Below are 13588 nucleotides of genomic sequence, written 5' to 3'. Positions count from 1 at the left end.
ACGTCTAATCTCGGCTATCGGTGATTGGTGCCGGATTAACGGATTAAGGAGATTAGGACATGGGCAAGCGCGACGAGCTGATCGCCAAATACGCTGAAGATCTGAAAAACAAATGTGGGATGAACCCCGATATGGACCTGCTGACCAAGGTCACAATCGGTTGCGGCCCGGCGATTTATGACGCAGATGCGGCAACTGTTGCAGCCAGCCAGGAGTCCGAGTTGGAAACCGTCAAAAACAACTTCCTGATCAAGAAACTGGGCTTGTCCGATGGTCCCGAGCTGATGGCAGCGATCAACAAAGCCATGGAAACCTATGGCATGTCCGAGCGCAACAAATACCGCGCCGTGGTCTATTACATGCTGACCAGGCATTTCGGAAAAGAAGCCGTTTACGGCTGATCTTTCCGCGCATTCCTGAAACGCCTGTCGCCTTCCCGGCGGGCGTTTTGTATTTGAGTTGTTTTTTAAGGACTTGGCGTTTGAAATGCTGGGCGCGGTTGGGCTAAGGTCAAACCGTGACCAGGACGGTCAGAACCAGACATTTCCATACGCGTGTGGTGAGTAGGGAGCACGCGGGGGTAGGGAAGGTTCTGTATCGTCAGAACCTTCCCTCATTATTCATCTGAACTCTTTTAGGATACGCGCGATAAGGTTTTCTGCGCTGTCAGGCTGAACGGTTGAATTATCGTCCGCATTTCCGCCGCTGCCTTCCAGATAAACCTCGATCCGCCCCGGGCGCGTCTTGCTGCCCGAGCTTGTGAAGTCCCGTGCGATACCCCCAAGTGCATCGGCGGCCATCGCGGCGTTTTCGGCGTCATCGGGATGGTAAAACCGGACCTGGGTTTCTCGGACCCGGTATCCCACCCGAGCTGTTGCCACCACCGTTGCCTGACCTCGGGCAAGCAGTTCCAATGCCCGGTTGCTGGTCTCTTGCGAAACTCTCGACGGTACAAAAAGCGAGACCTCCAGACCAATGGCTGGCGCCAAAAGAAGCGGTTTCACCTCGGTGTAGGGTCGATTGGCGGGTGTGTCGATCTCTTGCGGAACGGGATCATGGGCTATCTGCGACATTTGCGATAACCCGTCCTTGTTCAGCGGATTGAGATTGCGAAATCGTGGATCATACCAGGCTGGAATCGCGGCTTGAATGTCTGAAGCAGTTGCGACGGCCAACATGGGTTCCATCTGGGCAGGAATGAAAATCTTGGGCGGCGTTAAGGAAACCTCCGGCTTCGCTGTTGCCGCTTCAGGATTCGGGCCGGTTGCAAACTCGCTTTCCGGCAAGACAGCGTTTTCCGGTTCCTGGGAAGGGGTTGCACTGGATTGATCCAAAATAACCGGATCGACTGACCGGCTATTTGGCTCGTCCAAGGGTTTGCTGACGTCAGCGGGTATTGAGAGAGGCTCAGGCTCAGGGGGCCCTGAAACCAACAGATCCTCTGGCGTAGGGGTGTCTTTCGGGTCCGGCAGGCTGGTGGTTGCAGCCTCAGGCGGTTCTTCGGGGACCAAGAAGGCTTCAGAAAGCACATTCAGAACGGCCTGGTCTTCTGCGTCTGCGGATGGCCAGTCATTTAAAAGATTTGCAGCGACCCATTGCAAGGCCGCCCCACACAAAAGGGCAAACAGTACTAACGCGACCCAAGTTTTCCGTTTTTTTCTGACGCGCGGTTTGTCCAGATTTAGCGAGCGGACCCGCTCGGAAACGATCTGCTCTGTATCTGTATCATCCGGCGGGGGTGGTTCGTCTGTCTGGACAGACGTCGAAACAGGTTCTTCCGACGTCTCTTCTTGCGCCTTCGCAAGCACCGACGCGCGCTTTTCCCGCGCCTCTTTCAGGCGCGCTTCCCAGGTTTTCGTGCTTTTCGCAGCAACGGTGTTATCGAGTGTCCCGTTGCCGTTTTCAGTGTCAGACACGGGGTTCAAACTTTCAAAACATATCGAATTTATCCGAACAACACCAAGCGGTTACGACCAGAGCAATCATAACCTTCAGATCCCTACCCGGCGTAGCCCTTGGAAACATAACACCTTGCCGGACGTTTGAGAAGTTTTGCACCTGATACAGGACGGCAGGTTAATCCGGCTGCGTTTCACCCAAGGCGCAAACCACTTTCCATTGATCGTCTGTTACCGGCTGAACCGACAAACGAGAGTTTTTCACCAGCACCATGTCGGAAAGCCGTTCGTCGGCCTTGATCTGGTCCAGTGTCACGGGTTTGGAAAAGGGTCGGACGGCCTTGATATCCACGCATTCCCAGCGCTCATCATCGGTGGAACTGTCGGGATGTGCCTCGGCGCATACTTCGACAATACCCACAACCGATTTGTCCTTTTGAGAGTGGTAGAAGAACCCCCAATCCCCAATGGCCATCTGACGCATGAAATTGCGCGCCTGATAGTTGCGCACACCGTCCCATTCCTCGCCCGTGTCCCCCTTGGCCATTTGCTGTTCCCAGCTCCAGGTCGAAGGTTCGGACTTGAAAAGCCAATATGCCATCAGCCGATCACCTTTTTCCAGGGAATCAGTTCAACCGACTGGAACAATCCAGCCTTCGCATAGGGGTCATTATCTGCCCAGTTTTGCGCAGCAGCCAGATCTTCGACGTCGAGCACAACCAGCGAACCGATCATGGCGTCGCCATCCAACAGCGGCCCTGCCTGCGATACAACACCCGTTTCTTCGATATAGGCCAGATGGGCCGCGCGATTGTCCAACCGGGTCTGCAGTGCCCCGGCTTTGTCACGGGCGATGAGTGCGATCAGCATGTTATTCCTCCTTGAGTGGGCGATTGAGCAGGTTTTGGATGGCCTCGGTCACACTGTAGGCACCATGGCTCAGATCCGCCACAGTTGTACTGATGGGCATGTCCAGCCCTTCCTTGACGGCAATCTCTGACATGGCGCGCGCGGTGGCGACGCCTTCGACGGTAGTATGTTGGTCAAATGGTTGGCTCAGACCCAAACTAAGGCCAAAACGGTAGTTTCGGGACAGTTCTGAGGAGCAGGTCAACACCAGATCCCCAAGCCCGGACAAACCCATCAGGGTGTCAGAGCGCGCGCCACGCAGGGTGGCAAAGCGCTGCATTTCCGCAAAACCGCGAGTCATCAACGCGGCCCGGGCGCTGTCCCCCAGCCCCGCGCCGATTGCTGCGCCGCAACCGATGGCCATGATGTTTTTCAGCGCCCCACCAAGTTCAGCACCTATGGTGTCAGTGGTCCGATAGAGGCGCAGGTTTGCAGTGGCCAGTTTGGTCTGCAATGCTTTGCCAAGATTCGTATGACCGCAAGCCAGCGTTAACGCAGTGGGCAAACCGCGCGCTATGTCATCAGCAAAACTGGGCCCTGTCAGCAAAGCGATCGGGGCGTCGGGGACAACATCCCTGATGACCGCAACGGGCCCGAGGCCAGAATCCAACTCTATCCCCTTACAGCAAGCGACCAGTGTCTTGCCGCGCAGCACCGGGGCGTGATCCTGCAAGGCGCTTCGCAATTGCTGCATGGGAACGGCCAAAAGCAGAATGTCAGCCTTCGACGCCTCAGCGATATTTGCGGTTACGGCGATGTTCGTGGGTAAGGAAACCCCAGGCAGCCGGGTGGAGTTTTCGCGCGTCTCGTACATCTGCCGCGCCTGATCGGCGTTTCTGGACCACAGCGTTACTGGCCCGTTGCCTGATAGCGAGATCGCCAAAGCGGTACCAAACGCGCCGGATCCCAGGACAGATATGTTCATGCCTTGGCCCCTTTCTTACCGCTGCCCAGCATGGCCGGGCTGCGTTGATCCAGCGGCCAGCGGGGGCGGGCAATCAGGTCCAGACCGTCGCGCGCGCCGGTGCGAAAGCGTTCAAGACCCGCATAGGCAATCATCGCGGCATTGTCCGTGCACAAAGCCAGCGGAGGTGCAGTAAACCGAGCGCCTTGCTGGGCGCAAACAGACTCTAACGCTGTCCGAATGGCCGAATTCGCTGCCACCCCACCTGCGACCGCGACAACGGGATCAGCAGGGTTGTGATCAAGATACAGATCAATCGCGCGGCGGGTTTTCTCGGCCAATGTGTCCACTATGGCCTGCTGGAATCCTGCGCACAGATCAGCACGGTCCTGACGGGTCAACCCACCCTTGTCGGCCACGATCTGGTCGCGCATCCGCATCAACGCTGTTTTCAGCCCCGAAAAAGACAGGTCACAGCCGGGCCGGTCGAGCAGTGGCCTGGGAAAGCGGAACCGCTGGGGATTACCATCACGGGACTCAGCCTCGACAGACGGGCCGCCGGGTTGCGACAGGCCCAGCAGGCGAGCGGTCTTGTCAAAGGCTTCCCCAGGTGCGTCGTCGATTGTACCGCCCAGGCGGGCAAACTGCTCGGGACTATGGGCGATCAGGTATTGGCAATGGCCGCCCGACACCAGAAGCATGAGGTAAGGGAAGGCGATGCCGTCCGTCAGGCGGGGTGTCAAGGCGTGACCGGCAAGATGATTGACGCCAATCAGCGGCAAGCCCGTGGCGACGCTCAGCCCTTTGGCGCACATGACACCGGACATGACCCCTCCGATCAGACCGGGCCCGGAGGTGACGGCAATAGCGTCCATGTCGCGAAGTGACAGACCGGCGGCCTCCAGCGCCTGCATGACACAGACATCCAGCTTTTCGGCATGCGCACGGGCCGCAATCTCGGGTACGACACCGCCAAAGGCGCTGTGCAGATCGGTTTGACCGTGCACCACAGAAGACAGGATCTCGGCTTTGGCACCTTCGGTCTGGCGCACGACAGCTGCGGCTGTGTCGTCACAGCTGCTTTCCAAACCCAATACGGTAAGTGTTTGCACCATCACCCTGATCCGTTGCATCATGTATATACGGCGGGGTATCACCCTGCGCGGATGCAAACAATCCTGAAGGGTCAAGGCGCCACACGTTGTTTTTGTTGATGACCCGCCCCCGCTCCGCCTCGGAAAGGTTTGTCGAGCAGCTGCCAACCCGCGTCAGATCCCGGGTTCAGGTCCTCTATTCGCCGATCATGGAAATCCGGCCTCTGCCAGTTGCGGTGGATACCAAAGGTGTAAAGGGGTTGATCTTTACTTCGGCCAATGCGGTAAATGCGGCGGTCTCGAAAGGTGTTGACCGCACTCTGCCGGCCTATTGCGTGGGACCCGCAACAACCGGTACCGCGAAAGGGCATGGGTGGCAGGCCAAGATGGTTGGAACCACGGCAGAAGAATTGGTCGGGCATCTGCTCAAGCATCGGCCCAAAAGCCCCCTTTTGCACCTGCGGGGTGAGCATACACGGGGCAATGTCGCTGGCAGCCTGACCGAATCTGGTCTGACCGTTCGGGAACAGCCAGTCTATCAGCAGCGGTTGTTGCCGCTAACACCCGAGGCCACCGAGGCCGCCGAAGGAAATCTGCCGATAATTGCTCCGCTTTTCTCGCCGCGCACGGCGCGACATTTTGCCGATATTTGGGCCGGATCAGCCCCCCTTTGGCTGGTTGCGATCAGCCAGGCTACGGCTGACCCCCTTTATTCTTTGGACTATGAGCACCTGAAGATTGCAAAACATCCGACACCGAAGAAAATGCGTAAAGCTGTTAAAAAGCTTGTGAAACATGTGTTGCGGGTTGAGGGTGGCGAGGTCCCCGATTAACTTAACCTGGGCTGTTATTAATCTGAATTTGGATTCGATAAGGGGAATATTGCGGTGGCTGGTAAGAAGAAATCCGATCAAAAGCCGGTGGAACCCCTCCTAGCGGATGATGCAGTCGAAACTGATCTGCGGCAGGACGATACGCCTGTTGACCCGGCTGAACCTGTAGAAGAAGACCTGTCCGAAGCCGAAGCCGAAGCCGAAGCCGAAGCCGAAGCCGAAGCCGAAGCCGAAGCCGAAGCCGAAGCCGAAGCCGAAGCCGAAGCCGAAGCCGAAGCCGAAGCCGAAGCCGAAGCCCCGGTCACTGAAAAGACCGTCGAACGCGTAGTTGAAAAACGTGGCGGTTTCGTTCCGGCCCTGTTGGGGGGCGCGCTGGCTGCCGTTGCAGGTTTCGCGCTGGGCAACGGAGGGCTGCTGCCAACCAGCCCGGACAACTCGGGAGCGCTGGCAGAGCTGGAAGCAAAGCTGACAGAGCAGTCGGACCAGATCGCCAAACTGTCACAGGCGCTTGCAAACAGCCCTGATGTGTCTGGACTGGCAGATCAGGTCAAAACGTTGTCGGACAAGCTGACACCGGTTGAAGGCGACCTGAGCACGGTAAAATCCTCGGTTGATGCGCTGTCCGGTCAGGTCGCGCCATTGACGGAACGGATCGCTGCGCTGGAAAAAGCCCCGATTGCCTCCACTGCCTCGCCCGAGGCAACCGCCGCGTTTGAGGCGGAACTGAAGAAACTTCAGGATTCGCTGGCAGCGCAACGGGCTGAAGTCGAAAAAATGGTTTCGGACGCTCAGGCCCTTGAAGCGAAAGCCTCGGCAGAAGCACAAGCCGCAACGAATGCTGCCACTCTGGCGCGCCTGCGTGGGCAGCTGGATACCGGCCAGCCTTTTTCGGAACTGGTTGCTGAATTGAAGGCAGGCGGCGTGAGTGTGCCGGACGCCCTGTCCGGCCCGTCGGAAAAAGGCGTGGAAACACTGACCGCGCTTCGGGCGTCGTTCGAGCCTGCGGCGCGAAATGCATTGGCCGAGGCGCGCGAGGCTGAAAAAGGAACGGGTTTGGTCGCCTTCCTGCAACGTCAAACGGGCGCCCGTTCCGTCACGCCTCAGGAAGGTGATGGTCCAGACGCTGTTCTGTCGCGCGCGCAGGCTGCGCTGGCAGATGGCGACCTGACCAAAGCTTTGAATGAACTGAAATCACTTCCCGAAGTGGCGCAGGCTGCGATGGCCGATTGGGAGCAGGCGGCCGGGACACGAGCCGCCGCCGTTGACGCCGTGAATACGCTGGCTTCCAGCCTGAACTCGAACTGAAGGACCTGCCATGCTGTGGTCATTGTTTAAGATCCTCGTTTTTGTTGCGATTATCGGCCTGCTGGCGCTGGGCGGTCACTTCCTGATGCAAACCAGCGGTGGGGTGCAGATCACCGTCGCGGGCACGGAATTCACCCTTGGGCCGCTTCAGTCGGTGATTGCGCTGGGTATTCTGGTATTTGCGGTCTGGCTGTTCTTCAAACTGCTCAGCCTTTTGGTTGCGACGCTCAAATTCCTCAACGGCGACGAAACCGCCCTGTCGCGTTATTTCGACCGCAGCCGGGAACAGCGCGGCTATCAGGCGCTGGCCGATGGGTTGATGGCGTTGGCCTCGGGCGAGGGGCGCATTGCCATGACCAAGGCCAGTAAAGCCGAAAAGCTGTTGAACAAGCCGGAACTGACGGATCTTCTGGTGGCGCAGGCTGCCGAGATGACGGGTGACACCAAGAAAGCTTCGGACACCTACAAGAAACTGGTGACAAACAGTGCGACCCGATTTGTCGGGGTGCGCGGTATCATGAAACAGAAGCTGGCCGAGGGAGATGATGAAACCGCCCGCAAGCTGGCCGAAAAGGCACTGGCCATCAAACCGCGTCACGAAGAGACACAGGATGTTCTGCTGAATTTGCAGACCAAGGCGCAGGATTGGGCCGGTGCCCGGTCGACGCTGACTTCCAAGTTGAAAGCAGGGTATCTGCCGCGCGACGTCTTCAAACGCCGTGATGCGGTTCTGGCGCTGTCCGAAGCCAAGGGAATCCTAGATGAAGGCGCAACTGTCGAGCAACAGGAGCGCGCGATCGAAGCCAATCGCCTGTCGCCCGATCTGGTGCCTGCCGCCGCCATGGCGGCCCGCGCGTATATCGCCAAGGGTAAGTCGCGGGCGGCGACAAAGATCCTGAAAAAAGCGTGGGAGGTTCGCCCACATCCGGATCTGGCCCATGCCTTTGCCGAGATCGCGCCGGATGAAACCCCGGAACAACGGGTCAGACGATTCACGGCACTGACCCGCATTCATCCTGAAAACATGGAAACTCGTTTGATCCTGGCCGAGCTGAACATTGTGGCCGAAGACTTTCCCGAAGCCCGCCGTGCCCTGGGTGATGTTGTCGAAAAACGGGGTGATGCGCGCGCCTATACATTGATGGCTGCTGTTGAGCGCGGCGAGGGTGCCACGGATGCCGTTGTCCAAGGTTGGCTTGCCAAGGCGCTGAACGCGCCGCGCGGCCCGCAATGGGTGTGCGACAACTGTCATGACATTCAACCCGAATGGGGACCTGTCTGTCAGAACTGCCACAGCTTCGATACGCTCAGCTGGCAGACACCACAGACACCCGAGATTGCAACAGCAACCGGGGTTCACATGTTGCCCCTGATCGTCGGCGCACTTGAGAACCAGACCGAAGAACCCGAAACAGTCGAGCCTGCGGAAGACGATGACGTGGTTGAAGCCACGGTGGATGCCGTAGAGGTCGCGGACGATGCAGAGGCTCAGAAACAGGTCTGAGCCCTGCTGTTAATAACTGTGAATTGTCGCAATCAATTCGGTTTGCTAACGTCATCCTCGCGTCGGGGAGGGCGTTCAAATCCAAATGCTGGACTACTCTCACAACACTTGGTTGGTGGTGGCTTCGCTTGCCGTGGCGCTCATGGCCGGGTTCACGGGTCTGTACCTGACGCATGGCGCGTCAAGGCTGGATAGCCAGCAGCGCAAGTTCGTGGTGGCATTGGCCGCTGTCATTCTGGGCGGCGGCATCTGGTCGATGCATTTCGTAGCGATGCTGGGGCTGCAACTGCCAATCCTGTTCTACTATGATGCCCTGATCACTCTGATGTCGGCACTGGTCGCGATCCTGATGGTCGGGCTGGCGTTGCTGCTGCTGCATTTCCGGCCTCGCTCGGTTCAGACGATGATCGGATCTGGTGTGATTGTCGGGCTGGGCATCGTCGCGATGCACTTTGTCGGGATGGCTGGTATGCAGCTTTGCCGCCCCGTCTATGACATTTTCGATGTTGCTCTGTCAGCACTGGCATCAGTAATCTTGTCGGTGGCTGCAATTTGGGTGGCTTATGGCAACCGGACTCAACGAAACATCCTGCTTGGAACGGTTTGTTTCGGGCTGGCGGTGTTCACCATGCATTTTGTCGCCACAGGCCTTACGGATTTCGTCGCGAGCGACAGCCTCGGTGGTGCGGGTCCTGCGCTGGATAACCAAGTTTTGGCAATGGGGGTGACGGTATCCGTCTTCCTGATCTGTGGTGCTTTCCTGTTAACCGGTATCACGTTCATAGAACCAAAGCCCGTTGCTGCACCTGCCGCACCTGCCTCGGGACTTATGTCGGAACCCGCCCCAATGCGCGCTGGTGTTCCGTATGAGCGCGAAGGCCAGACCTTTTTTGCGCATCCCGCGCGGATCGCCGCCATTCGGGCCGAGGGGCATTATACGGTTCTCTATATGAACGCAGAGAAACTGTTCTGCCCCTGGTCGATCACCGATGCGGAAACGCGGCTTTTGCCCGAAGGGTTCCTGCGGGCGCATCGCAGTTATCTGGTGAACCCGAAACACGTCTCGCGATTTGAACGTCACAAGGACAACGGCACCTGTTATTTCGATGGTGTTGACGCGCTGAGCAAGGTGCCGGTCAGCCGGTCCCGCCTGACAGATATTCGCGAAGCACTGGGGGTCTAGGCGCAACTCGTGCAGTTCTTTCGCATTTCGTGAAACAAGCCGCGCGCTCCGTTTTCCTTAACTGGATCAGTTAAATCCGCCGTTCTTTCCTGACCTCAGGTCCCCCAAGGCATATCGCCCGGACCCAGGGAGGAAAAACATGATACCAGCCGGCTTTGAGTATCACCGGCCAGGCGACATTGCCTCGGCCATCGGCATTCTACAGGAATATGGCGACGAGGCGCGCGTGATCGCGGGCGGGCACAGCCTGATCCCGATGATGAAGCTTCGGATGGCCGAGATGGGTCATCTGGTCGATCTTCAGGCCATTGAAGAACTAAAGGGGATAGAGGTCGGGCCTGACACCGTTACTTTGGGCGCGATGGTCACGCAGCACGAGCTGATCACCCACAGTGGTCTGGCCGAAGCCATTCCGCTGATCCGCGAGGCGGCGCTTCAGATTGCGGATCCGCAAGTGCGGTACATGGGCACTGTCGGTGGCAATGTAGCCAATGGTGACCCGGGCAATGACATGCCGGGTCTGATGCAATGCTTGAACGCCTCGTTTGAATTGTCCGGCCCGGACGGGAACCGGACAGTTGCCGCGCGTGATTTTTATGAGGCCGCGTATTTCACCGCCCGCGAAGACGAAGAAATCCTGATCCGGATTTCGATCCCTGTGCCGGGTGCAGGCGTGGGGCAGGCCTATCAAAAGCAAAAGCGCAAGATAGGAGATTATGCGACCGCCGCCGCGGCTGTGATGGTTGGCAACGGTCAGGCCTCGGTTGCGATGACCAATCTGGCCGACACGCCCATCTGGTCGGATGAGGCCAGCACCGCGCTGGCCGGAGGTGATGTCGAAGGGTGCGTTGCCGCAATGCTAGACGCGATCGATCCGGTCGCTGATAACCGCGGCCCCGTCGAATTCAAGAAACACGTGGCAGTCGTGGTGCTGCGCCGCGCCATCGACCGTGCGCAAAGCCGCGCGGGCTGAGGGGGAGGGAACCAATGTCGAAAATGCATGTCAAACTGACCGTAAACGGCAAGCAGGTTGAAGGTCTGGCCGAGCCGCGCACGCTGCTGATCCACTTCCTGCGGGAAGACCTGAAAATCACCGGCCCACATATCGGGTGTGAAACCAGCCACTGCGGTGCCTGCACCGTGGATATCGACGGCAAGTCGGTCAAATCCTGCACCGCCTTTGTAGCGCAGGTAAACGGTGCTGAGATCACAACCGTTGAAGGCCTGACCAATGATGATGGCAGCCTTGGAGTGTTGCAGGAAATGTTTCGCGAACATCACGGGCTGCAATGTGGGTTCTGCACGCCGGGCATGATCACCCGGGCGCATCGTCTGCTTCAGGAAAACCCGAACCCGACCGAGGAGGAAATCCGTTTCGGCATGGCCGGAAACCTGTGCCGCTGCACCGGATACCAGAATATCGTCAAGGCGATCTCGGCCTCGGCTGATTTGCTCAATGCTCAGAAGGAGGCCGCGGAATGAACGACCAGACTCTGACCCCCGAAGAACGCGCTGCCAACCTCAAAGGTATGGGCTGCGCCCGAAAGCGCGTCGAGGACGTGCGTTTCACCCAAGGCAAGGGTAATTACGTTGATGACATCAAGCTGGACGGGATGCTGTTTGGCGATTTTGTGCGCTCTCCCTATGCTCATGCCCGTGTCGTCAGCGTGAACAAAGAGGCCGCTTTGGCACTGCCCGGCGTGATCGCCGTTTTGACCGCCGAAGACCTGTCGCCTTTGGGATTGCACTGGATGCCGACATTGGCCGGTGACAAGCAGATGGTGCTGGCCGATGGCAAGGTGCTGTTCCAGGGCCAGGAAGTTGCCTATGTTGTCGCCGAAGACCGCTATGTCGCGGCGGATGCCGTTGAATTGGTCGAGGTCGAATACGAAGAGCTTCCTGTCATCACTGACCCGTTCGAATCGTTGAAGTCGGACGTGGTGCTCCGCGAAGATCTGGAAGGTCAGACCGAAGGCGCACATGGGCCGCGTAAGCATCACAACCACATCTTTACGTGGGAACAGGGCGACAAGGACGCGACCGAAGCTGTGCTGGCCGAGGCAGACGTGGTCGCCGAAGAGATGATCTATTACCACCGCACCCACCCGTGCCCGCTTGAGACCTGCGGTTGCGTGGCGTCGATGGACAAGGTGACTGGCAAGCTGACTCTGTACGGGACGTTCCAGGCTCCGCACGCGATCCGCACGGTTGTGTCGCTGATTTCGGGGTTGGCCGAGCATAATATCCGCGTGATCAGCCCCGATATCGGTGGTGGGTTTGGCAACAAGGTGGGGGCCTACGCAGGCTATGTGTGCTCGGTGGTGGCCTCGATCGTTACCGGCAAGCCGGTGAAATGGGTCGAGGACCGGATGGAAAACCTGATGTCCACTGCCTTTGCGCGCGACTACTGGATGCAGGGGAAGATTGCCGCCACCAAGGATGGAAAGATCACTGGATTGTGGTGTCATACCACGGCAGATCACGGCGGTTTCGACGCGTGTGCCGACCCGACCAAATTCCCTGCCGGGTTCATGAATATCTGCACCGGGTCTTATGACATCCCGACTGCCTATTTGGCGGTGGATGGCGTCTATACCAACAAGGCGCCGGGCGGTGTGGCCTATCGCTGTTCCTTCCGCGTAACCGAAGCCGCCTATTTCGTCGAACGCATGATCGAGGTTCTGGCCATCAAGCTGAACATGGACGCGGCCGAGTTGCGTCGGATCAACTTCATCAAGGCAGATCAGTTTCCCTATCAATCCGCGCTGGGCTGGGAATATGACTCGGGCGATTATCACACGGCCTGGGACAAAGCGCTGAAGGCTGTGAACTATGAGGGTCTGCGGGCGGAACAGGCGCAGCGGATCGCGGATTTCAAGGACGGAAAAACGCGCAAGCTGCTGGGCATCGGCCTGACGCATTTCACGGAAATCGTCGGAGCCGGACCGGTGAAGAACTGCGATATCCTCGGGCTGGGGATGTTCGACAGCTGCGAGATTCGCATTCATCCGACCGGATCAGCGATCGCGCGGCTGGGGACGATCAGTCAAGGGCAGGGCCATGCCACAACCTTTGCCCAGATCATCGCCAGTGAAATCGGCCTGCCCGCCGATGACATCACGCTGGAAGAGGGTGACACGGATACCGCGCCTTACGGGCTTGGGACCTATGGATCCCGGTCCACTCCGGTCGCTGGCGCGGCCACGGCAATGGCGGCCCGCAAAATTCGGGCAAAAGCCCAGATGATCGCGGCCTATCTGCTGGAGGTACACGACAATGACGTCGAATGGGACGTGGATCGCTTTGCTGTCAAAGGCGCGCCGGAGCGGTTCAAGACCATGAAGGAAATCGCATTCGCCGCCTATAATCAGGCCATTCCTGGGCTGGAGCCGGGTCTGGAGGCCGTCAGCTATTACGACCCGCCGAATATGACTTATCCGTTCGGGGCCTATATCTGTGTCATGGAGATTGACGTGGATACCGGTGAATGGGAGGTCCGGCAGTTCTACGCTTTGGATGACTGCGGCACCCGGATCAACCCGATGATCATCGAGGGTCAGGTCCATGGCGGTGTGACCGAGGCACTGGCTATCGCGATGGGGCAAGAGATTGCCTATGATGATATGGGCAATGTGAAGACCGGTACGCTGATGGACTTCTTCCTGCCAACCGCGTGGGAGACGCCGAACTATACCACCGACCATACGGTGACCCCGTCCCCGCACCATCCGATTGGGGCAAAGGGTGTGGGGGAAAGCCCGAATGTCGGCGGTGTGCCTGCGTTCTCGAACGCAGTGCATGACGCGTTCCGGCATTTTGGCTTGGTGCAGAGCCATATGCCGCACGACCACTGGCGGATCTGGAAGATTGCCAATGGTCTGGGGATGCATGGGTGAATGGGGTCGGACCGGCTGTTGCCGGTCCGACCGGACGGAGGGGGCTCTGCCCCCTCCGAACC

General features: G+C 58.5%; 13 protein-coding genes. 8 read left to right on the top strand and 5 right to left on the bottom strand.

The features are described 5' to 3' along the window. Window positions 1–59 precede the first annotated feature (59 nt). Window positions 60–401: a DUF2853 family protein gene (locus ACR0DY_RS10850; RefSeq protein ID WP_480482609.1), complete on the top strand. Its 342-nt coding sequence runs from the start codon at window positions 60–62 to the stop codon at window positions 399–401. Window positions 402–620: 219 nt separating this feature from the next. Here the strand turns inward: ACR0DY_RS10850 and ACR0DY_RS10845 are convergent, their stop codons facing one another. From ACR0DY_RS10845 to tsaD, 5 genes are all read right to left on the bottom strand, one after another. Further along, the gene (locus tag ACR0DY_RS10845; protein WP_480898249.1) at window positions 621–1916 is read right to left on the bottom strand and encodes a hypothetical protein; all 1296 of its coding nucleotides are present in this window, start codon (window positions 1914–1916) and stop codon (window positions 621–623) included. A gap of 160 nt (window positions 1917–2076) precedes the next feature. Beyond that, window positions 2077–2499, bottom strand: coding sequence for an EVE domain-containing protein (locus ACR0DY_RS10840; RefSeq protein WP_480486854.1), 423 nt, complete (start codon window positions 2497–2499; stop codon window positions 2077–2079). Next, window positions 2499–2768: a YciI family protein gene (locus ACR0DY_RS10835; RefSeq protein WP_480482615.1), complete on the bottom strand. Its 270-nt coding sequence runs from the start codon at window positions 2766–2768 to the stop codon at window positions 2499–2501. The genes ACR0DY_RS10840 and ACR0DY_RS10835 overlap by 1 nt, the downstream gene beginning before the upstream one ends. 1 nt (window position 2769) lies before the next feature. Continuing rightward, window positions 2770–3732 carry an NAD(P)H-dependent glycerol-3-phosphate dehydrogenase gene (locus ACR0DY_RS10830; protein WP_480482617.1) on the bottom strand — a complete coding sequence of 321 codons (963 nt, stop codon included), beginning with the start codon at window positions 3730–3732 and terminating at the stop codon, window positions 2770–2772. After that, window positions 3729–4826, bottom strand: coding sequence for a tRNA (adenosine(37)-N6)-threonylcarbamoyltransferase complex transferase subunit TsaD (tsaD, locus tag ACR0DY_RS10825; RefSeq protein ID WP_480482619.1), 1098 nt, complete (start codon window positions 4824–4826; stop codon window positions 3729–3731). Before tsaD ends, ACR0DY_RS10830 begins: the two co-directional genes overlap by 4 nt. A gap of 98 nt (window positions 4827–4924) precedes the next feature. Between tsaD and ACR0DY_RS10820 the strand changes: the two genes are divergently transcribed. From ACR0DY_RS10820 to ACR0DY_RS10790, 7 genes are all read left to right on the top strand, one after another. After that, window positions 4925–5638, top strand: coding sequence for a uroporphyrinogen-III synthase (locus ACR0DY_RS10820; RefSeq protein ID WP_480482621.1), 714 nt, complete (start codon window positions 4925–4927; stop codon window positions 5636–5638). A gap of 54 nt (window positions 5639–5692) precedes the next feature. Next, a complete protein-coding gene (locus ACR0DY_RS10815) occupies window positions 5693–6943 on the top strand; it encodes a COG4223 family protein (RefSeq protein ID WP_480856471.1) in 1251 nt (416 codons plus the stop codon). A gap of 10 nt (window positions 6944–6953) precedes the next feature. Beyond that, window positions 6954–8447 (top strand): heme biosynthesis HemY N-terminal domain-containing protein, encoded by a 1494-nt coding sequence (locus tag ACR0DY_RS10810; RefSeq protein ID WP_480482625.1) that lies wholly within the window; start codon window positions 6954–6956, stop codon window positions 8445–8447. A gap of 85 nt (window positions 8448–8532) precedes the next feature. Beyond that, entirely contained in the window at window positions 8533–9630 is a 1098-nt protein-coding gene (locus tag ACR0DY_RS10805) for an MHYT domain-containing protein (protein WP_480547696.1), read from the top strand. 139 nt (window positions 9631–9769) lie between these two features. Beyond that, window positions 9770–10603, top strand: coding sequence for an FAD binding domain-containing protein (locus ACR0DY_RS10800; RefSeq protein WP_480898245.1), 834 nt, complete (start codon window positions 9770–9772; stop codon window positions 10601–10603). Between the two features lie 14 nt (window positions 10604–10617). Then, window positions 10618–11112: a (2Fe-2S)-binding protein gene (locus ACR0DY_RS10795; RefSeq protein ID WP_480474462.1), complete on the top strand. Its 495-nt coding sequence runs from the start codon at window positions 10618–10620 to the stop codon at window positions 11110–11112. Then, window positions 11109–13526 carry an aerobic carbon-monoxide dehydrogenase large subunit gene (locus tag ACR0DY_RS10790; RefSeq protein WP_480547698.1) on the top strand — a complete coding sequence of 806 codons (2418 nt, stop codon included), beginning with the start codon at window positions 11109–11111 and terminating at the stop codon, window positions 13524–13526. Before ACR0DY_RS10795 ends, ACR0DY_RS10790 begins: the two co-directional genes overlap by 4 nt. The last annotated feature ends 62 nt before the right edge of the window (window positions 13527–13588 follow it).

The sequence above is a fragment of the Ruegeria sp. O6 genome (genome assembly GCF_056535045.1).
Note: the sequence above shows the minus strand (reverse complement) of the source record. Positions and strands in the feature narration are given on the sequence as shown.

Bases quoted from the DNA above. Each gene is read 5' to 3' on its own strand.
- ACR0DY_RS10850 (WP_480482609.1), top strand. From the start codon at position 60: ATGGGCAAGCGCGACGAGCTGATCGCCAAATACGCTGAAGATCTGAAA.
- ACR0DY_RS10840 (WP_480486854.1), bottom strand. From the start codon at position 2,499: ATGGCATATTGGCTTTTCAAGTCCGAACCTTCGACCTGGAGCTGGGAA.
- ACR0DY_RS10835 (WP_480482615.1), bottom strand. From the start codon at position 2,768: ATGCTGATCGCACTCATCGCCCGTGACAAAGCCGGGGCACTGCAGACC.
- ACR0DY_RS10830 (WP_480482617.1), bottom strand. From the start codon at position 3,732: ATGAACATATCTGTCCTGGGATCCGGCGCGTTTGGTACCGCTTTGGCG.
- tsaD (WP_480482619.1), bottom strand. From the start codon at position 4,826: ATGGTGCAAACACTTACCGTATTGGGTTTGGAAAGCAGCTGTGACGAC.
- ACR0DY_RS10820 (WP_480482621.1), top strand. From the start codon at position 4,925: ATGACCCGCCCCCGCTCCGCCTCGGAAAGGTTTGTCGAGCAGCTGCCA.
- ACR0DY_RS10810 (WP_480482625.1), top strand. From the start codon at position 6,954: ATGCTGTGGTCATTGTTTAAGATCCTCGTTTTTGTTGCGATTATCGGC.
- ACR0DY_RS10805 (WP_480547696.1), top strand. From the start codon at position 8,533: ATGCTGGACTACTCTCACAACACTTGGTTGGTGGTGGCTTCGCTTGCC.
- ACR0DY_RS10800 (WP_480898245.1), top strand. From the start codon at position 9,770: ATGATACCAGCCGGCTTTGAGTATCACCGGCCAGGCGACATTGCCTCG.
- ACR0DY_RS10795 (WP_480474462.1), top strand. From the start codon at position 10,618: ATGTCGAAAATGCATGTCAAACTGACCGTAAACGGCAAGCAGGTTGAA.
- ACR0DY_RS10790 (WP_480547698.1), top strand. From the start codon at position 11,109: ATGAACGACCAGACTCTGACCCCCGAAGAACGCGCTGCCAACCTCAAA.